20 protein-coding genes are annotated in these 18,054 nt (G+C 47.6%); 12 read left to right on the top strand and 8 right to left on the bottom strand.

Annotated elements, in window-relative coordinates:
• Nucleotides 1–138 (top strand): cold-shock protein (locus ICN49_RS02200; RefSeq protein ID WP_216165309.1); only part of this gene is annotated, 138 nt, incomplete at its 5' end.
• 84 nt (nt 139–222) lie between these two features.
• Entirely contained in the window at nt 223–675 is a 453-nt protein-coding gene (locus ICN49_RS02195) for a DUF192 domain-containing protein (protein ID WP_216165244.1), read from the top strand.
• 59 nt (nt 676–734) lie between these two features.
• Here the strand turns inward: ICN49_RS02195 and ppnP are convergent, their stop codons facing one another.
• Genes ppnP through argF form a run of 3 tightly spaced genes read right to left on the bottom strand, consistent with a single transcriptional unit; the run spans nt 735 to nt 3,289 of the window.
• On the bottom strand, nt 735–1,040 hold the full coding sequence (gene ppnP / locus ICN49_RS02190) for a pyrimidine/purine nucleoside phosphorylase (RefSeq protein ID WP_216165241.1): 306 nt from the start codon (nt 1,038–1,040) through the stop codon (nt 735–737).
• 40 nt (nt 1,041–1,080) lie between these two features.
• The gene (locus ICN49_RS02185; RefSeq protein ID WP_216165238.1) at nt 1,081–2,310 is read right to left on the bottom strand and encodes an argininosuccinate synthase; all 1,230 of its coding nucleotides are present in this window, start codon (nt 2,308–2,310) and stop codon (nt 1,081–1,083) included.
• Between the two features lie 31 nt (nt 2,311–2,341).
• Nucleotides 2,342–3,289: an ornithine carbamoyltransferase gene (argF, locus tag ICN49_RS02180; RefSeq protein WP_216165236.1), complete on the bottom strand. Its 948-nt coding sequence runs from the start codon at nt 3,287–3,289 to the stop codon at nt 2,342–2,344.
• 150 nt (nt 3,290–3,439) lie between these two features.
• Here argF and ICN49_RS02175 point away from each other — a divergent pair, with 150 nt between their 5' ends.
• Nucleotides 3,440–3,754, top strand: coding sequence for a DUF3579 domain-containing protein (locus ICN49_RS02175; RefSeq protein WP_216165233.1), 315 nt, complete (start codon nt 3,440–3,442; stop codon nt 3,752–3,754).
• A 74-nt stretch (nt 3,755–3,828) separates the two neighbouring features.
• Here the strand turns inward: ICN49_RS02175 and rpsT are convergent, their stop codons facing one another.
• Nucleotides 3,829–4,095: a 30S ribosomal protein S20 gene (gene rpsT, locus ICN49_RS02170; RefSeq protein WP_216165230.1), complete on the bottom strand. Its 267-nt coding sequence runs from the start codon at nt 4,093–4,095 to the stop codon at nt 3,829–3,831.
• Between the two features lie 161 nt (nt 4,096–4,256).
• Here rpsT and murJ point away from each other — a divergent pair, with 161 nt between their 5' ends.
• Both murJ and ICN49_RS02160 read left to right on the top strand, forming a co-directional pair.
• Nucleotides 4,257–5,810 (top strand): murein biosynthesis integral membrane protein MurJ, encoded by a 1,554-nt coding sequence (murJ, locus tag ICN49_RS02165; RefSeq protein ID WP_216165227.1) that lies wholly within the window; start codon nt 4,257–4,259, stop codon nt 5,808–5,810.
• 5 nt (nt 5,811–5,815) lie between these two features.
• Nucleotides 5,816–6,658, top strand: a complete 843-nt coding sequence (locus tag ICN49_RS02160; protein WP_216165224.1) for a SirB1 family protein — start codon at nt 5,816–5,818, stop codon at nt 6,656–6,658.
• A gap of 50 nt (nt 6,659–6,708) precedes the next feature.
• Here the strand turns inward: ICN49_RS02160 and ICN49_RS02155 are convergent, their stop codons facing one another.
• Nucleotides 6,709–7,353 (bottom strand): VTT domain-containing protein, encoded by a 645-nt coding sequence (locus tag ICN49_RS02155; RefSeq protein WP_216165305.1) that lies wholly within the window; start codon nt 7,351–7,353, stop codon nt 6,709–6,711.
• A gap of 59 nt (nt 7,354–7,412) precedes the next feature.
• Here ICN49_RS02155 and miaA point away from each other — a divergent pair, with 59 nt between their 5' ends.
• Complete coding sequence (gene miaA, locus ICN49_RS02150) at nt 7,413–8,423, top strand: tRNA (adenosine(37)-N6)-dimethylallyltransferase MiaA (RefSeq protein WP_216165221.1); 1,011 nt, start codon at nt 7,413–7,415, stop codon at nt 8,421–8,423.
• Here miaA and purM read toward each other — a convergent pair.
• Nucleotides 8,420–9,472 (bottom strand): phosphoribosylformylglycinamidine cyclo-ligase, encoded by a 1,053-nt coding sequence (gene purM / locus ICN49_RS02145; protein WP_216165218.1) that lies wholly within the window; start codon nt 9,470–9,472, stop codon nt 8,420–8,422. The genes miaA and purM overlap by 4 nt on opposite strands.
• 72 nt (nt 9,473–9,544) lie before the next feature.
• Between purM and ICN49_RS02140 the strand changes: the two genes are divergently transcribed.
• Genes ICN49_RS02140 through panB form a run of 6 tightly spaced genes read left to right on the top strand, consistent with a single transcriptional unit; the run spans nt 9,545 to nt 14,814 of the window.
• A complete protein-coding gene (locus ICN49_RS02140; protein WP_216165215.1) occupies nt 9,545–10,534 on the top strand; it encodes an AI-2E family transporter in 990 nt (329 codons plus the stop codon).
• An 11-nt stretch (nt 10,535–10,545) separates the two neighbouring features.
• The gene (gene hda / locus ICN49_RS02135) at nt 10,546–11,304 is read left to right on the top strand and encodes a DnaA regulatory inactivator Hda (RefSeq protein ID WP_216165212.1); all 759 of its coding nucleotides are present in this window, start codon (nt 10,546–10,548) and stop codon (nt 11,302–11,304) included.
• Between the two features lie 9 nt (nt 11,305–11,313).
• A complete protein-coding gene (locus ICN49_RS02130; protein ID WP_216165208.1) occupies nt 11,314–11,994 on the top strand; it encodes a histidinol-phosphatase in 681 nt (226 codons plus the stop codon).
• Nucleotides 11,991–13,397: a polynucleotide adenylyltransferase PcnB gene (gene pcnB, locus ICN49_RS02125; protein ID WP_216165205.1), complete on the top strand. Its 1,407-nt coding sequence runs from the start codon at nt 11,991–11,993 to the stop codon at nt 13,395–13,397. The genes ICN49_RS02130 and pcnB overlap by 4 nt, the downstream gene beginning before the upstream one ends.
• Nucleotides 13,398–13,450: 53 nt before the next feature.
• Entirely contained in the window at nt 13,451–13,978 is a 528-nt protein-coding gene (gene folK / locus ICN49_RS02120) for a 2-amino-4-hydroxy-6-hydroxymethyldihydropteridine diphosphokinase (protein ID WP_216165202.1), read from the top strand.
• A 17-nt stretch (nt 13,979–13,995) separates the two neighbouring features.
• Nucleotides 13,996–14,814 carry a 3-methyl-2-oxobutanoate hydroxymethyltransferase gene (panB, locus tag ICN49_RS02115; protein ID WP_216165199.1) on the top strand — a complete coding sequence of 273 codons (819 nt, stop codon included), beginning with the start codon at nt 13,996–13,998 and terminating at the stop codon, nt 14,812–14,814.
• On the opposite strand, the gene dnaJ is transcribed toward panB, so the two are convergent.
• Together dnaJ and dnaK are read right to left on the bottom strand one after the other, a co-directional pair.
• Entirely contained in the window at nt 14,815–15,948 is a 1,134-nt protein-coding gene (gene dnaJ, locus ICN49_RS02110; protein ID WP_216165196.1) for a molecular chaperone DnaJ, read from the bottom strand.
• Between the two features lie 93 nt (nt 15,949–16,041).
• Nucleotides 16,042–17,976: a molecular chaperone DnaK gene (gene dnaK / locus ICN49_RS02105; protein WP_216165194.1), complete on the bottom strand. Its 1,935-nt coding sequence runs from the start codon at nt 17,974–17,976 to the stop codon at nt 16,042–16,044.
• Nucleotides 17,977–18,054: the final 78 nt, after the last annotated feature.

Raw genomic sequence — 18,054 nt, 5'->3', positions numbered from 1 at the left:
GGTGAAGAAGAGTTGTTCGCGCATTTCAGCGCGATCACAATGGGCGGTTTCAAGACCCTCAAAGAAGGCCAAAAGGTAACGTTTGATATTACCCAAGGTCCTAAAGGCAAACAAGCTACCAATATCCAAGGTGCTTAATAGTCTGTAGATCACTACGGAAAACCCAGGACTTGTTCCTGGGTTTTTTTTCGCCTGCGATTTGCCTCACTTAAAATACACAACATGCTGACACCATCTACATTCATCCGATACATTTTTATTCTTCTTGCATCCATCTGCTCAGGCTACTCACTTGCACAGGTCAATATGGGATTGCCTACTATCGAACTCAAAACTGGGATCTATCGCATTCAAGCTGAGCTAGCTGATACCCCCAAGTCAAGAGAGGTTGGGCTGATGAATCGCACGAGCATGCCAACCAATTCCGGCATGTTATTTGTTTTCGAGCAAAAAGCGGGGCACTGCTTCTGGATGAATAACACCAAGATTCCTTTATCAATTGCCTTCATTGCTGACGATGGCAAGATTGTGAACATCAATGAGATGCAGGCTGAGACCACCAATAACCATTGCCCAACAGCGCCGGTACGGTATGCCCTTGAAATGAATAAGCAATGGTTCTCCGAACGGGTGATTGTGCCAGGCACAGTCATGACAGGCCTACCCAGGAAATAAAAAATGCAGACCAAGGTCTGCATTTTCTTTTACCGCGGACTGGCCGCAATCAATAAGACTTACTCAAAGTGACAAACATAGTGCACAGGTGCTTCCGCACGAATAATAAAGTAGCCACCTTTTTCCACTTCCCAGCTTTGACCGGCTTTGAACTCTTGCTCTGGGGCCCCGTTAATGCTCACAAAAGCATTGCCATCAACCACTTCCATAATTTCTTTAGTACTTAAGTCAAAACGCAGCGTGCTTGGCAGAACTACGCCGACTGACTTGCGGATGCCATTTGGCAAAGTGACAGTGTGAGAAACACACTTGCCATCAAAAAATACATTGGCTTTCTTGCCTACGGATACTTGATCAAATTGCATCGTTATTCTTTCTAATCTAATTTACTAAATGACTATTTTCTTATTTGGCACGCTTACGTCTAGCCACTTCAGCAATACGCATGCGCAATGCATTGAGTTTGATAAAGCCACCAGCATCAGCTTGGTTATAGGCGCCACCATCATCATCAAAGGTTGCAATCGTTTGATCAAACAAAGTGTTAGCTGAATCTCGAGAAATAACAGACACAGAACCTTTGTAGAGCTTCAAGCGGACAACACCATTAACCATCTGCTGCGTGTGATCAATCATGGTCTGTAAAGCAATGCGCTCAGGCGCCCACCACAAGCCGTTATAAATTAAGCTAGCGTAGCGTGGCATTAAATCATCTTTCAAGTGAGCTACTTCGCGATCAAGAGTAATGCTCTCGATACCGCGGTGAGCCTTTAAAAGGATCGTCCCGCCAGGGGTTTCATAGCAACCACGGCTCTTCATGCCAACAAAACGGTTCTCAACCAAATCAAGGCGACCAATGCCATGCTTGCCACCAAGGCGATTTAACTCAGCCAACAAATCATGAGGTGCATAAGCTTTGCCATCAATAGCGACTGGATCACCGGCACGGAATTCAATTTCAATCACTTGCGCCGCATCAGGTGCATTTTCAGGAGAAACTGTCCAACGCCACATCGATTCTTCAGCTTCGGCATTTGGGTTTTCTAAATGACGGCCTTCGTAACTGATATGTAGGAGATTGGCATCCATTGAATATGGTGAGCCACCTTGCTTGTGCTTCATCTCAACTGGAATGCCATGCTTTTCTGCATAGGCCATGAGCTTTTCACGTGAGAGTAAATTCCACTCACGCCACGGCGCAATCACTTTAATTCCTGGCTCGAGTGCGTAGTAACCCAATTCAAACCGAACCTGGTCATTACCCTTACCAGTAGCACCATGCGATACCGCATCAGCACCAGTCTGACGAGCAATTTCGATCTGACGTTTTGCAATCAAGGGGCGGGCAATAGAAGTGCCCAATAAGTATTCACCTTCGTAAATCGTATTGGCACGGAACATTGGGAATACAAAGTCGCGCACAAACTCTTCACGCAAGTCATCAATAAAAATATTTTCTGGCTTGATACCAAACTGCAGGGCCTTGGCACGCGCCGGCTCAAGCTCTTCACCCTGTCCTAAGTCAGCTGTAAAGGTCACGATCTCGCACTGGTATGTATCTTGAAGCCATTTCAAGATTACGCTTGTGTCAAGACCACCGGAATACGCTAATACTGCTTTTTTGATATCAGACATGATTTCTATTCAATTAAAAATTAATTAATACTCAATCCAAACGACCACAGAGTAAATACTCCATCAAAGCCTTCTGCACATGCAAACGATTTTCCGCCTCTTCCCACACAATACTTTGCGGACCATCAATCACCTCGGCAGAAACCTCTTCCCCACGATGCGCTGGCAAGCAATGCATAAACAAAGCATCCGGCTTGGCTAAAGACATCAACTCTTGATCAACCATCCAATGCTTGAAAGCATCCATCCGGGACGTATTTTCATCCTCATAACCCATGCTGGTCCACACATCAGTGGTCACTAGGTCGGCATCCTTGCAGGCATCCTCTGGATCAGCACAGACAGTCAGATGATTCTTGGCAGATGGTGTCAAACGAGAGGCATCTAATTGATACCCTGCTGGAGCAGAGAACCGAATTTGAAAATCTAAAGACTCAGCCGCCTGAATCCAGGTGTAAGCCATATTATTGGCATCACCAACCCAAGCAACCGTTTTACCTTGAATCGGGCCACGAGCCTCGACAAAGGTAAAGATATCTGCCAACACTTGGCAAGGATGAAATTCATTGGTTAAGCCATTTACTACAGGAACCCGTGAGTTCGCAGCAAAACGTTCGATGATGTCCTGACCGAAAGTCCGGATCATGATGATGTCGGTCATTCTCGAAATCACCTGCGCAGCGTCCTCTACAGGCTCACCACGACCCAACTGAGTGTCGCGGGTGTTGAGGTATACCGCATGGCCACCAAGCTGATGGATGCCAGCCTCGAAGGAGAGGCGGGTACGAGTCGAGTGCTTCTCAAAAATCATGGCTAAGGTACGGTCATGCAGAGGATGCCATGTTTCGTAGCTCTTGAACTTAGCCTTCAGCCATGCGGATCTTTTGAGTAGGTAGTCATACTCTTCGCGCGTCAGGTCAGAAAATTGCAAGTAATGCTTTACCTGACCAGGCACTTGAGGTTTTGCCAAGGAAGTCATAGTTGAGCTTTCTACTAAAGTTTTAGCTTGCATTTTTTCTAAGGGCACACGACTGCACGAAAATAGTTCCTAAAGTCATCTTACGACCATCTCACGCTGTTAAGCTAGGGGTCTGACAATACTAATTCTTAATACGATCTTTACGCCCACTTGAACCACAAAAAGCTTTTCATTCAAGGCATTACCACCTCTGGCAAACCATTTCGCCCCAGTGATTGGGCCGAACGTCTTTGCGGGGTCATGGCTAGCTTTCGCCCTCCAGGCGACGCTGGAGACCCCCGCTTCACTTACTCGCCTTATGTCAGACCAGTCGTTATTGCAAAAGTGAAATGCGTTGTTATTGATACCAGATTGGGTGACCTTGATCCTCGAGCGCTCGACTTTGTCATGAACTTTGCCAAAGACAACAGCCTACCGATCGAAGAGGCTTGTGAGTTTGAACCCAAACCACAAACCCAATCCTAAAAACAAAAACCCGCTCTGATAAGGAGCGGGCTTTGGCAAGAAGATTCTCTTGCCAGCCTAAAACAAACTCAGAATTACGCTGCCATCGCCTTGATAGCTGCAGACAAACGTGACTTCTGACGTGATGCAGTATTTTTATGAGCAATCTTTTTGTCAGCAATCTTGTCGATTGTTGCTTGGGTTGCTGAAAATACTTTAGCTGCAGCAGCTTTGTCACCAGTTTCGATCGCTTTACGAACTGCCTTGATGGAAGTGCGAAGCTTAGAACGCAAACTGGAGTTGTGTTCGTTCTGTTTTACTGCCTGCCGTGCGCGTTTACGCGCTTGTGCGGTATTGGCCATCTTTAAACCTTGCCTATTAATTTACAAAATACGATTAGTTAAAAATCTACTTCAGGTAGTCAGCTTCATGCAATTTCAGATGCCGAGCCACCAAAACCCAAGATTTTACAGTAAAGGGGCAAAAAAGCCCAGTCGCCCGATAAATAGGTGAAAATCGGCTCATGAATCTGCTTTCTGCTGCTGCCAAGGTTAGCTCCCTAACCATGCTGTCCCGCATCACCGGCCTCCTCCGGGAGACCTTGATTGCCCGTAGCTTTGGGGCCTCAGAATGGACGGATGCCTTTAATGTGGCCTTTAGATTACCCAACCTACTACGCCGATTATTTGCGGAAGGGGCCTTTTCCCAGGCTTTTGTCCCTATTTTGGGTGAAGTTTCCAGCAATGGGGACCAAAAACAGGCTCAAATCCTCGTAAATGCGGTCGCCACCCTTTTATTTTGGGCTTTGCTCCTAACGGTGCTCCTGGGCGTCATCGGCGCCCCCTTGTTGATTCTGGTGATTGCTACAGGCTTTAAGGGCGGTCCAGCTTATGAGGCCAGCGTCGTCATGACCCGCATCATGTTTCCGTATATTGGTCTGATTTCCATGGTTTCTCTGTCCGCGGGGATTCTGAATACCTTTCAGCGCTTTGCCATTCCCGCTTTTACCCCTGTTTTGCTCAATGTAGCCCTAATCGGCAGCGCCGTCTTTTTGGCGCCACACCTAGAGCAACCTATCTACGCTTTGAGCATTGGCGTTCTTTTGGGCGGTGTCTTGCAATTGGCAATACAAGTGCCGGCACTTTCTCGCTTGGGGTTGTTGCCACGCATTGGATTACTCCCTGGAGCCATCAAGAAAGCAGTCACCAATCCTGAGGCAAGACGGGTCCTAAAACTCATGGGTCCCGCAGTCTTTGCCGTCTCTGTTGCCCAGATTTCTTTGATCATCAATACTAATATCGCATCGCGCCTTCCTGCCGGAAGTGTCTCTTGGCTTTCTTACGCAGACAGATTGATGGAATTTCCAACGGCACTGCTGGGTGTGGCACTTGGCACGGTCTTATTGCCCAGTCTGAGTAAAGCAAATGCCCAAAATGATTTAAAGCATGCTGGCGAATTACTCATATGGGGATTGCAGTTGACATTCTTATTGGCCGCCCCTTGCGCACTGACCCTCTTTATTTTTGGTGAGCCCTTAGCCGCAGTCTTGTATCACTATGGCAAATTTAATGCGCTCGATGTCTTCATGACACAACGCGCCTTGGCTGCCTATGGCGTAGGTCTGATTGGCTTAATTTTAGTGAAAATTTTGGCTCCCGGTTTTTACTCCCGCCAAGATATTCGCACCCCAGTCAAAATTGGTTTGCTCGTTTTAGTAGCAACCCAATTGGCTAACCTCGTCTTTGTGCCTTGGTTTGGGCATGCAGGTCTTGCACTCTCCATCGGCGCTGGCGCGTGCCTCAATGCAGGCTTGCTTTGGGTAGGCTTGCACAAGCGTGGCGCCCTGCCTGATGCTGCCTGGGGAAAATATCTGGGGCAACTGTTCTTAGCTCTAATTCCTTTTGGGGTATTGCTTTACTACGCCGCCAATACGCATGATTGGATTGCCCTACAAGCTAATCCCTGGATCCGCATTGGGTTAATCGCCGGCTGGCTCAGCGCTGCCGCAGTGATTTACTTTGCCGCATTGGGTCTTGTTGGAATTCGCTGGCAAAAATTTCTACGTCATGCAAAATAGCCCTTATGCCAACACAACAACTCGACTATTTCACCTCCTTAGTTGCCGAGGATGAACACTTCCCTTTAACGGAAGCAGCCATTGCTGTTGCACAGCATGCCTATCCAGATCTTGATGTCCAGGGTGTACTCGATCAGATTGATCAATTGGGTACCAAGCTCAAGACACGTGTTACTGCCGATACCGCGCCAATGCAGCGCTTACAAATTCTCAAGCACTTCTTTTACACAGAGTTGGGTTTTGGTCCAAACCCAAATGATTTTTATGCGCCCGAGAATTCTTATCTACATCAAATCATTGAGAACCGTAGAGGGATCCCCATCTCTTTAGCTATCTTGATGATGGAATTGGGTCAGCAAATCGGCCTCAAGATTCGGGGGGTGTCCTTCCCCAATCATTTCATGATGCGTATCTCTTTGCAGCAAGGCGAAATCATCATGGATCCGCTGACTGGTGATTCACTCTCTAAGCATCAATTACAAGAGATGCTCGATCCTTACCTTGATGCCAAGGGCTATCGTGGTGAGCTCAGCCTGCCATTGAATTTATTCTTGCGCGCCTCCAGCCCACGAGAAATTCTTTCTCGCTTCCTCAGAAATCTCAAAATGATTTACTCAGAGCATGAGCGTTGGGAGCGACTGCTTGGGGTTCAAGAGCGACTCGTCATTCTCTTGCCAGACTCAGTAGAAGAGATTCGTGATCGCGGCCTGATCTTTGCACAGCTAGAGTATCTACGTCCTGCACTGGCAGATATGCAGCGCTATCTCGAGGAAGTCCCTGGCGCAGAAGATGCCAGTGATATTCGTGAGCACATTGCTACGCTCGAAGGCCAAACAAAACTACACTAAATTCTTGCTGCAGTTTTGTTGACATCCTTTTCTACTACTTATTTTTGCAGTTATTTTTTCTTACGCTGAAATAATTTGTATAGTGCCGCCAGCACAATAGGTACAGCAGCAGCGCCAATACCTACCAAAACAATGATGTTGAGGTTCTCCCGAATAATCGGAATATTTCCAAAGAAGTAGCCAGCCACTACTAAGCCAAATACCCACAATGCAGCACCAGTAATATTAAATAACTGGAAACGAGAAAAGTTCATTTCCGAAACGCCGGCAACAAATGGCGCAAAGGTTCGAATAATCGGCAGGAAGCGCGCCAAGATGATGGTCTTACCGCCATGCTTCTCATAAAAAGAATGGGTCTTTCGCAAAGCAGCCTGATCGATCCAACGTGATTCACTGCTAAACACGCGATGGCCAATCCAGCGCCCAATGAAATAGTTCACGGTATTACCAGCAACAGCTGCAACTAGTAAACCAAAACACAAGGTCCAAAGATTAAAGTGTTCCGTAGCGCAATAGGCGCCCGCAATAAAGAGCAATGAGTCGCCAGGCAAAAATGGCGCAACCACTAAACCCGTCTCTGCAAAAATAATTGCAAACAACAAACCATACGCCCAGTAGCCGTATTGCTGAATCACCACATCAAGATGGCGGTCAATATGCAGCAATAAGTCACTTATTTGCAAAAGGGTATCAATCAACTTGCACTCCAACGATTAGCTTGAAGCGGATATTAACAGGCTCCTATAATCAAGGGATGCAAACTGAACCTCACATTCAGCCTCAGCATGCTCCTATTAGCAAACCCATCCTCTGTATTGTGGGCCCTACAGGCGCAGGCAAAACCCATCTCGCCATGTCTCTCGCAGAGCATGCGCAATCGCTTGGCTTGACGATCGAACTCATTAGCATGGACTCTGCTTTGGTCTATCGTGGTTTGGATATTGGTAGTGCTAAACCTACTCAAGCAGAGCAAGCTGCAGTGATTCACCATCTCATTGATATTCTGGATCCAACAGAGGTTTATTCAGCAGCAAAGTTTGCCAACGATGCCAAGCGACTCTGTGAAGAAATACGCGCACGCGGCAATATCCCAGTAGTTGTCGGTGGCACGATGTTGTATTGGCGTGCATGGGCACATGGCCTATCTTCTTTGCCACCAGCTGATGCAGATATCCGCGTACGTCTAGATAAGCGAGGCAAAGCGCTTGGCTGGCCAGCGATGCACGCAGAATTAATGAAGCTTGATCCGATCACGGCGGCACGGTTAATGCCCAATGATTCTCAAAGGGTGCAACGCGCTCTTGAGGTGTATGAAATTACTGGACAGCCCATGTCTGAGTTATTAGCAGACTCACCCAGCGAAGACGGCCGAGAAGGCTCCGCCATTCCCGAGTGGATTAATCTTGTCTCGCTTGAGCCTAGTGATCGCAGCAGACTACATGCCAATCTAGAAAAACGCTTTGATGAAATGCTCAATGGTGGATTGATTCAGGAAGTGGAAAAGCTTCGCACTAACACTGCCCTGCATCCCGATCTACCAGCGATTCGCTCGGTAGGATATCGACAAATTTGGGAATATCTAGATGGCCAGTCCGATTGGGAGCAGATGCGCTACAAAGCTTTGGCGGCCACAAGACAGCTCGGCAAAAGGCAGTTAACTTGGTTAAGAGCGATTGCCGATAGAAATACTTTTGACCCCTTTAACCCAGCAGAGTTAAAGGCAGCTCTAGACTACTGCAAGCAAACTTTAATTCAATCAGCTTAGATCACGATGGTTTGCGGAGCGTCTTTAGGTCGTTCAACCACATCACCAACAGTCCACGCTGTTAAGCCTTGGCTATTGAGTGACTTAATAGCGGCTTCTGCTTGATCAGCAGAAACAATCACCACCATACCAATACCGCAGTTAAAGACGCGCACCATCTCCGCATCGGCAACGCCACCCTTCATTTGCAACCAACGGAAGAGCTCTGGCATTTGCCAGCTATCGCGATGTAAAACTGCTTGAGTATTTTCTGGGAGTACGCGCGGCACGTTATCTACTAGACCACCGCCAGTAATGTGCGCCATGCCCTTAACGTTGATTTCTGAAATCAACTTCAATAGTGGCTTCACATAAATTTCTGTCGGCGCCATCACTACATCACCCAATGAGCGACCACCTAAATCATCACTTGGTTTTGCGCCGGCGCGTTCAATAATTTTGCGCACTAAAGAATAGCCATTGGAATGAGCGCCACTGGAAGCGATTGCCAAGACCACATCGCCTGGGGCAATCGTTGCACCAGTAATAATTTTAGATTTCTCAACCGCGCCCACCGCAAAACCAGCTAGGTCATATTCACCTGGGGGATACATACCAGGCATTTCAGCAGTTTCACCACCGATGAGGGCGCAGCCAGATAATTCGCAACCATGAGCAATACCAGCCACTACGGTAGTTGCCGTATCAACGCTAAGCTTGCCGCAAGCAAAATAATCTAAGAAAAAGAGGGGCTCTGCACCCTGCACCAAAATATCGTTGACGCTCATCGCCACCAGGTCTTGACCGATGGTGTCATGGCGATTCCATTCAAAAGCTAAGCGCAACTTAGTGCCAACGCCGTCGGTACCCGAAACCAATACTGGTTCTTTGTAGCGCTTGGGCACCTCAAAAAGAGCTCCGAAACCGCCGATACCTGCCAAAACACCCTCGCGCATGGTCTTTTTGGCCAAAGGCTTAATACGATCAACTAAATCATCCCCAGCATCAATATCGACACCTGCGTCGCGGTAGGAAAGGCCTTTTGAGGAAGAATGAGTAGATGAGGTCATGGCAGAGGTCGAAGATTAGTAAAAACGCTACTTGATCAGTAGAATCATTGAATTCTAGAGGATTCATGCACGATGGCTGAAATTTTTACCCCTTTTCTCACCGCATTCATTCTGGCGTATGCCCTGCGCCCAGTTTGCCTATGGCTTGAGGGGAAAAAGATCCCCCGCACTGTGGCAGCTGCGATTGCCATGATTATTGGCCTCGGGCTGGTTTTTTTCATCCTAGCCCTGTTTATCGGCCTGCTTAAAAACGAGATTCCCCTGATCAAAACGCAGTTACCAACCTGGATTCAAAATACCCAAGCTTGGTTAGGCCCAAAACTCATTGAATTTCATATCAATGTTGATTGGATGGATCTGAAGGCCAATGTCACCCAAAAAATCACCGAGCACATCAACGATAACGCCGATGCACTCATGAGCACGACCCTTGACACAGTGCTGATGTCTGGAAGTTCTGTGATTGCTGGCTTTGTCAATGCGGTCTTAATTCTGTTTGTGATGTTCTATCTGCTGATAGATTGGGATCACTTCTTTGCATTGCTCAAACAAATAGTACCCCAGCGCGCACAAGAGACCGTACATCACCTCGCGATGCATACCGATGGCTTGCTGTCTCAATATCTCAGGGGAATGCTCATTGTTATTTCCATCATGTCTATTTTCTATAGCATTGGCTTAAGCTTCATTGGCATCAAAGGGGCGGTTGCCTTGGGTGTATTCACAGCACTCATGATTGTGATTCCCTACATTGGCATTGCTCTAGGCCTTACTTTGGCAGTCCTGTCTGCACTTTTACAATTTGGTCCAGGCGGTGCAGTGATTGGCGTGCTGGTCGTATACGGCATTGGACAATTTCTTGAGGGCTTCTTTCTCACGCCCCGCTTAGTTGGTGAGCGTATTGGCTTGCATCCCGTGGCTGTTTTGTTTGCCTTGTTATTGTTCGGTAAATTATTCGGCTTCTTTGGCGTACTGCTCGCTCTGCCAATTAGCGCAGTCAGCCTAGTCCTCATGAAATACACCTGGTCACGCTATACCCAAAGCGCTTGGTATCAAAAGTAGGCTTAGTAGTAATGAATAAGACTCCGCTGCCGAGACAATTTGCACTTGATATCAGCCACACCCCCAAAGCCACCCTCGATAATTTTTTGCCAGGCGAGGATCTAGCGCTGATTTCTAGTTTGCGTAACTTAGTCAATCGTTGGGCAAGCAAAAAAAATAATGGCGCCGCAGAAAATCCTTTAAATGAGCGCTGGATTTACTGGTGGGGGCCAGAAGGCTCCGGACGCAGCCACCTGCTGACAGCACTAGGTAATGCAGCAGAGCAATTTGGTATTGAGTGCTTCCCCTTGAGTCCAAGTGAACCGATTTCCTGGGTACGGCTCGAAGAAAAGATGGGCTCCTTGGAAGAACTCGATACACCCTCTGTGATTACCGTGGATGATGTAGATCGTTTAGATGAGCGTCTGGTTGCCGCCTTGTTTCGGATTCTCAATGGCGTTCAAGCAAGCAAGGCTATTCATATCTTTATGGCCGGTAAAGCAGCGCCGGCTAACCTCGAGCTTCGCGAAGATCTGCGCACACGCCTTGGATGGGGCTTAATCTTCCAAACCCATCTTTTAGACGATGATGAGAAAATACAAGCCTTAGAACAGGCAGCTCAGGCGCGCGGTCTCGTGTTATCACCAGACGTACTGCCTTGGTTGTTAAATCGCTTTTATCGTGACATGCCAAATTTAATGGCCTTAATGGATGCTTTAGATTCTTATTCTCTGGAAACAAAACGTGCCGTAACCTTGCCACTAGTGCGCGAGCTCTTACAGCCCAAATAAAAATATTTAATGACTCAACTTGCTCTCTTCGACCTAGATAACACCCTCCTACCATGTGATAGTGATTACGAATGGGGGCAATTCTTGGCCCGCATTGGGGTAGTTGATAGCCAATATTACGCAGAACAAAACGAGCGCTTTTATCAAGATTACAAAGAGGGCAAGCTCGATATCCATGCATTCCTGCGCTTTGCCTTAAAGCCACTCTCAGAGCATTCACGCGCCCAACTGAAAGAATGGCACGATGCCTTTATGAATGAAGTCATCCACGGCCAATTACGCCAACAAGCCCTGGACCTCGTTAAACGGCATCAAGATGCTGGAGATCTCTGCTGTGTGGTCACTGCTACCAATAGCTTTGTCACTCGCCCGATCGTAGAGCGCTTTGGCATCGAACATCTAATTGCCACTGAACCTGCGACTACAGGAGATAATCCCTTAGCGAACTTCACGGGTGAAGTAAAAGGCATTCCAAACTTTCGTGAAGGTAAGATCCAAAGGGTGCATGATTGGTTAGCGAGTCAGAACCTTGCTTTAGACCAATTGCCGCGCAGTTATTTTTACTCGGATTCAATGAATGATTTACCGCTTTTAGAAAAGGTTAGTAATCCTGTTGCCACCAATCCAGATAAACATCTTCGTAGCGAAGCAGCCAAACGCAATTGGCCTATTCTTGAATTGTTTGCATGATTACTAAATTCATCAAGCGCATCTTGCGTCGTGATCCTATGGATCGACATACGCAAGCCAACCACACAGGCGCACCGAAGCGCGTCCCTAAAAAAACCCATCGCATTGATCCGCATCTGCTGTCTAAGAACGCAGTCAAAGTGACAGATACGCTCCAGCAAGCTGGCTATGAAGCTTTCATCGTAGGTGGTGCAGTACGTGATTTGGCTCTAGGCATTGGGCCAAAAGATTTCGATGTAGCAACCAACGCCACTCCGGACCAAGTGCAAAAACTCTTTCGCAAAGCGCGCCTCATTGGTCGTCGTTTTCAGATTGTGCACGTCACTTTTTTTGGTAAAGGCGCGCCCGAGATTATTGAAGTATCGACCTTTAGAGCCTTGCTGGATAACGCTGGAGACCATGTGGCTGAGAGTGGTCGTATTCTGCGCGATAACGTTTGGGGCTCGCAGCATGAAGATGCTGCACGACGCGATTTCAGTATTAACGCCATGTACTACGACCCATCTACCGAGACAGTGCTTGACTATCACGGCGGCATGGCGGACATGCAAAAGAAAACTTTACGCATGATTGGCGACCCCGCGAAACGGTATCGCGAAGACCCCATTCGGATGTTGCGAGCGATTCGCTTTGCCGCCAAAACAGGATTTACTTTAGATGCTGCAACACGCGCACCCATTGCCAAGCTTGGTAATTTAATTCACGATGTGCCTGCAGCTCGACTCTTTGATGAAATCCTCAAACTATTAATGTCTGGGTATTCTTGGGCGGCCATTCAGGGATTGCGCGATGCTGGATTACACCACGGCCTGCTCCCTCTGCTCGATCACATCCTCGATACGAAAGCAGACTCTAAAGGGGCTCAAGATTTTGTTCGCTTAGCGCTCGCCAATACTGACGAACGCATCCAATCTGGCAAAAGTGTTTCGGCCGGCTTCCTCTTTGCAACCTTGCTCTGGCCTGATCTTTTGAAAAACTGGAAGCAGAACATTGCTAAAGGCATGTCTAATATTCCAGCGCTGCATGATGCGATGGACGATACGATTGCCACCCAAAGCAGTGGCATGACGATTCAGCGCCGCTTTGAGAGTGATATGCGAGAAATTTGGTCCATGCAACCTCGTTTTGAAAAGCGGGTTGGTCGCTACCCTTATCGCCTCATTGAATCCCCTCGCTTTAGAGCGGGTTATGACTTCATGTTGCTTCGTTGTGCTACTGGCGAACAAAATCCTGCTTTAGGTGAATGGTGGACAAGCTTTATTGCTGCAGAGCCTTCTGGACAAGAGGCTTTGATGGCATCCGCTAAGAATGAATCTGGCAATAGTAGCGCCAATTCCCCAGCCAAAAGACGTCGTCGCAGAAAGCCTAAGTCAGCCACACCCACTGAAGCTGACGCAAGCTAAGCAAGATTGAGGAAATTTCAGTAAAGTAGTTTCATATCTTGTTTGGGAATTGTATGGCTCGGGCGTTTATTGGATTTGGCGGCAACATCGGCGACACACGTCAGCTCATTACTGATGCGATCGTTTGCCTTGCCCAACGCCGAGAACTTAGCATCCTAGCCAAAAGCTGTTTTTATCAGAGCGCGCCCGTAGAAGCTCTAGGTGGTGACTATATCAATGCCGTTATTGAAATTGAGACTGAACTGAGTCCCTACGGCCTTTTGCATATCTGTCAGGCTGTTGAGCAAGAATTTGGTCGGGAACGTCCTTACACGAATGCCCCACGCACGTTAGATCTGGATATTTTGTCATTCGAGGGGGTTTCTCAAGACGATACCGAATTGACTTTGCCTCACCCCCGCATCATTGAACGCTCATTTGTCCTGCTGCCGCTCCTAGAGATTGCACCCGATTTCTTCCTGCCCAATTTTGGCGTACTGAAGACCTATTTACCCCAAGTAGCTCACCAAAGAATTGAAAAGCTACCCTGCCGCAACTGTAATTGTGGGGAAAAAGCCGTTTCTAGCCAAACAGCGCATTAATTCATTAAACTCTCTTCATGGGTTACTTACAGAGCGATAAGCCAATTACTATTTCCAATCTTCTTTCCATGCATGCTGATGGAGAGAAGATTTCGATGTTGACGGCTTATGACTCAACCATGTCAGCGCTATTAAATCGTTGCGGTGTTGAAACGATTCTGATTGGTGACTCACTGGGTAACGTGATTCAAGGTCATTCCAGCACTACCCCTGTTACGGTTGAGCAAGTGGCCTATCACACAGAATGTGTCGTTCGTGCGAACACCCATGCATTCATCATTGCCGACTTACCCTTTGCTAGTTATGGCGATCCGGTCCAAGCTCTAGACTCTGCTGCTGAACTCATGCGCGCTGGCGCAGATATGGTGAAGCTTGAAGGTGGTGGCGACTGGCAAACTGACATCATTCGATATTTGGTAGAGCGCAGCGTTCCAGTGTGTGCCCACCTCGGATTATTGCCTCAGTCTGTTCATGTTTTGGGTGGCTACAAAGTTCAGGGTAAATCAAAAGATGCTGCAAGCCTGATGCGCGAACAAGCCTTAGCCTGTGAAAAAGCTGGCGCACAAATGCTGGTGCTTGAAGCTATCCCCTCTTCATTAGGCGCAGCAATTACCAAATCACTCACTATTCCCACCATCGGAATTGGAGCGGGTCCAGATTGCTCTGGGCAAGTTTTAGTGTTGCAGGATATGTTGGGCATCAGCCCAGGAAAACCACCCAAGTTTGTCAAAAACTTTATGGATGGTCATGCCTCTATTGAGGCTGCAGTCAAAGCCTATGTTCGAGAAGTCAAGTCCGGAAAATTTCCCGGCACCGAACACGGCTTTGCTGGTTAATTAACTAAAGAAACTCTTCACGCCGTCGAACCAACCCTTTTGATGGGGGTTATGTTTATCGCCACCTGACTTTAGGCTGTCATCAAATTTCTTGAGTAGGCCTTTTTGTTCGTCCGTGAGTTTTACTGGCGTCTCCACCATCACATGAACAAATAGATCCCCAATGAGGGATGAGCGTAAGCCCTTAATTCCTTTGCTACGCAAGCGGAATGTCTTGCCAGTTTGAGTACCTTCCGGAATCGGGAACTCAACACGTCCAGAAAGGGTTGGCACTTCAATTTCGCCGCCAATAGTGGCGGTTGCAAAGGAGATCGGCATCTGAACATGCAGATCGCTACCGTCGCGCTCAAAAACCTTGTGAGGTTTGACCCTGACTTCAACATAAAGATCTCCGGAGGGGCCGCCGTTGATCCCGGGCTCGCCATTGCCGACGGAGCGCACACGCATACCATCATCAATTCCTGCGGGAATTTTAATCTCGAGTGTTTTTTGTTCTTTGTGCTTACCGCTGCCATGACAAGTCTTGCACGGTTTCGGAATGTACTCACCAGTGCCGCGGCACTTAGGGCAAGTTTGTTGCATGGAGAAGAAGCCTTGTTGAACCCTGACTTGACCATGGCCATCGCAGGTTGAACACTTTTCGGCCTTGCTACCAGGCTCGGCGCCAGAGCCATGGCACGGCTTGCAACTACTCCAACTTGGTACACGTATTTGAGTGGTGTAACCCTCAGCCGCTTGTTCAAGCGTGATATCCATGTTGTAGCGTAAATCGGCACCCTTATAAACCTGGGGCCCAGCATGACGACCGCCGCCTTGACCAAAGATGTCGCCAAAAATATCACCGAAGGCATCAGCAAAACCTCCGCCACCGCCAAAACCACCCCCGCCAAAACCACTCGAAGGGTCTACACCAGCATGACCATATTGATCATAGGCAGCACGTTTATTAGGATCTGTCAGGGCCTCATATGCCTCTTTAACTTCTTTAAACTGCCCTTCAGCTGTTTTGCTATCCGGATTGCGATCAGGGTGATGCTTCATTGCTAATTTGCGATAGGCTGTTTTTAGCTCTGCATCGCTCGCGCCCTTTGCTACACCAAGCACTTCGTAATAATCGCGTTTACTTTTCGGCACAACTCTTCCTCTCAACAACCTGAATGACACAAGTCGGCACGAGGCCGACTTGTTATTTAGTTACTTCAAAAAAACAAATGTAAATGACTCCGATTACTTCTTGTCATCAACCTCTTTAAAGTCAGCGTCAACCACATCAGCATCAGGGGCAGCAGCTTGTGCACCGCCTGGAGCCGCACCCGGGGCAGCAGCAGCGGCTTTAGCTTGTTCAGCAGCCATGGCTTTTTCACCCAGCTTCTGACTTGCCTTACCCAAAGCTTCGGTCTTAGCTTCAATCGCAGCTTTATCGCTACCTTTGATGGCTTCGTCCAACTCTTTCAAGGCAGCTTCAATCGCTTCTTTTTCAGCAGCTTCTAGACCTGCGCCATGCTCTTCCAAAGCCTTCTTGGTAGAGTGAGCCAAAGCATCCGCAGTGTTACGAGCAGTTACCAACTCAAGCACTTTCTTATCTTCAGCAGCATTGGCTTCAGCATCTTTAACCATGCGTTGAATTTCTTCTTCGGTCAAACCAGAGTTAGCCTTGATGGTGATCTTGTTTTCTTTGCCAGTGGTTTTGTCTTTTGCAGTGACATGCAAAATACCGTTAGCATCAATATCAAAGGTCACTTCAATTTGGGGCATGCCCCGTTGTGCTGGAGCAATACCTTCTAAGTTGAATTCACCAAGTAACTTGTTTGCTGCAGCCAATTCACGCTCACCTTGGAAGCACTTAATCGTCACAGCAGGTTGGTTATCTTCCGCAGTGGAATAGACCTGTGAATGCTTAGTAGGAATGGTGGTGTTCTTCGGAATCATCTTGGTCATAACGCCACCCAAGGTTTCGATACCCAATGACAATGGGGTAACGTCCAAGAGCAATACGTCTTTACGATCGCCAGACAACACAGAACCTTGAATCGCAGCACCAACAGCAACCGCTTCATCAGGATTAACGTCTTTGCGTGGCTCTTTACCAAAGATTTCTTTTACTTTGTCTTGCACTGCAGGCATACGGGTTTGACCGCCGACCAAAATCACGTCGTCAATATCAGCCACGTTTACACCAGCGTCTTTAATCGCCGTGAGGCAAGGACCAGCAGTACGCATGATTAACTCTTCAACCAAAGACTCCAACTTAGCGCGGGTCAACTTAAGGTTCAAGTGCTTAGGGCCGCTGGCATCAGCAGTCACATAAGGCAGGTTAATTTCTGTTTGTTGTGCAGATGACAATTCGATCTTGGCTTTTTCAGCAGCATCTTTCAGGCGCTGTAATGCCAGCACATCTTTGCTCAAATCAACGCCTTGCTCTTTCTTGAACTCAGCAATGATCCAGTCGATGATGCGTTGGTCAAAGTCTTCACCGCCTAAGAACGTGTCACCGTTGGTTGAGAGCACTTCAAACTGTTTCTCACCATCAACGTTAGCAATCTCAATGATGGATACGTCAAACGTACCGCCACCTAAGTCATACACGGCAATCTTACGATCTACCTTGTCTTGCTTGTCCAAGCCGAATGCCAATGCAGCAGCGGTTGGCTCGTTGATGATGCGCTTGACATCCAAACCAGCAATACGACCAGCATCTTTAGTTGCTTGACGTTGACTGTCATTGAAATAAGCAGGCACAGTAATCACCGCCTCGGTGACTTCTTCACCAAGGTAGTCTTCTGCGGTTTTTTTCATTTTGCGCAAGATCTCTGCAGATACTTGCTGTGGCGCCATTTTCTTATCGCGCGCCTGAACCCAAGCATCACCATTGTCAGCAGCAATAATGCTGTAAGGCATGAGACCAATATCTTTTTGCACTTCGGCATCAGTAAATTTACGGCCCATCAAACGCTTGACAGCGTAAACGGTATTTTTTGGGTTTGTTACTGACTGACGCTTTGCAGGCGCACCAACCAAGACTTCACCGTCTTCCATATAGGCGATGATGGATGGGGTTGTACGACCGCCTTCAGCGTTCTCAAGAACCTTAGGGGTATTGTTTTCAATAACTGAAACGCACGAGTTCGTGGTTCCTAAGTCAATTCCGATAATTCTTCCCATGATTTGCTCCAAATAAATAAATTGTTTGTTTGATTGCGATAAATCGATACCCAATAAATGGGGTCTAAAAAGAAGAAT

The sequence above is a fragment of the Polynucleobacter finlandensis genome, from assembly GCF_018881755.1.
GTDB classification, from domain to species: Bacteria; Pseudomonadota; Gammaproteobacteria; order Burkholderiales; family Burkholderiaceae; genus Polynucleobacter; species Polynucleobacter finlandensis.
Note: the sequence above shows the minus strand (reverse complement) of the source record. Positions and strands in the feature narration are given on the sequence as shown.

Bases quoted from the DNA above. Each gene is read 5' to 3' on its own strand.
- ICN49_RS02185 (WP_216165238.1), bottom strand. From the start codon at position 2,310: ATGTCTGATATCAAAAAAGCAGTATTAGCGTATTCCGGTGGTCTTGAC.
- purM (WP_216165218.1), bottom strand. From the start codon at position 9,472: ATGACCTCATCTACTCATTCTTCCTCAAAAGGCCTTTCCTACCGCGAC.
- ppnP (WP_216165241.1), bottom strand. From the start codon at position 1,040: ATGCAATTTGATCAAGTATCCGTAGGCAAGAAAGCCAATGTATTTTTT.
- ICN49_RS02140 (WP_216165215.1), top strand. From the start codon at position 9,545: ATGGCTGAAATTTTTACCCCTTTTCTCACCGCATTCATTCTGGCGTAT.
- ICN49_RS02130 (WP_216165208.1), top strand. From the start codon at position 11,314: ATGACTCAACTTGCTCTCTTCGACCTAGATAACACCCTCCTACCATGT.
- ICN49_RS02160 (WP_216165224.1), top strand. From the start codon at position 5,816: ATGCCAACACAACAACTCGACTATTTCACCTCCTTAGTTGCCGAGGAT.
- dnaK (WP_216165194.1), bottom strand. From the start codon at position 17,976: ATGGGAAGAATTATCGGAATTGACTTAGGAACCACGAACTCGTGCGTT.
- pcnB (WP_216165205.1), top strand. From the start codon at position 11,991: ATGATTACTAAATTCATCAAGCGCATCTTGCGTCGTGATCCTATGGAT.
- miaA (WP_216165221.1), top strand. From the start codon at position 7,413: ATGCAAACTGAACCTCACATTCAGCCTCAGCATGCTCCTATTAGCAAA.
- hda (WP_216165212.1), top strand. From the start codon at position 10,546: ATGAATAAGACTCCGCTGCCGAGACAATTTGCACTTGATATCAGCCAC.
- rpsT (WP_216165230.1), bottom strand. From the start codon at position 4,095: ATGGCCAATACCGCACAAGCGCGTAAACGCGCACGGCAGGCAGTAAAA.
- murJ (WP_216165227.1), top strand. From the start codon at position 4,257: ATGAATCTGCTTTCTGCTGCTGCCAAGGTTAGCTCCCTAACCATGCTG.
- folK (WP_216165202.1), top strand. From the start codon at position 13,451: ATGGCTCGGGCGTTTATTGGATTTGGCGGCAACATCGGCGACACACGT.
- ICN49_RS02195 (WP_216165244.1), top strand. From the start codon at position 223: ATGCTGACACCATCTACATTCATCCGATACATTTTTATTCTTCTTGCA.
- panB (WP_216165199.1), top strand. From the start codon at position 13,996: ATGGGTTACTTACAGAGCGATAAGCCAATTACTATTTCCAATCTTCTT.
- argF (WP_216165236.1), bottom strand. From the start codon at position 3,289: ATGACTTCCTTGGCAAAACCTCAAGTGCCTGGTCAGGTAAAGCATTAC.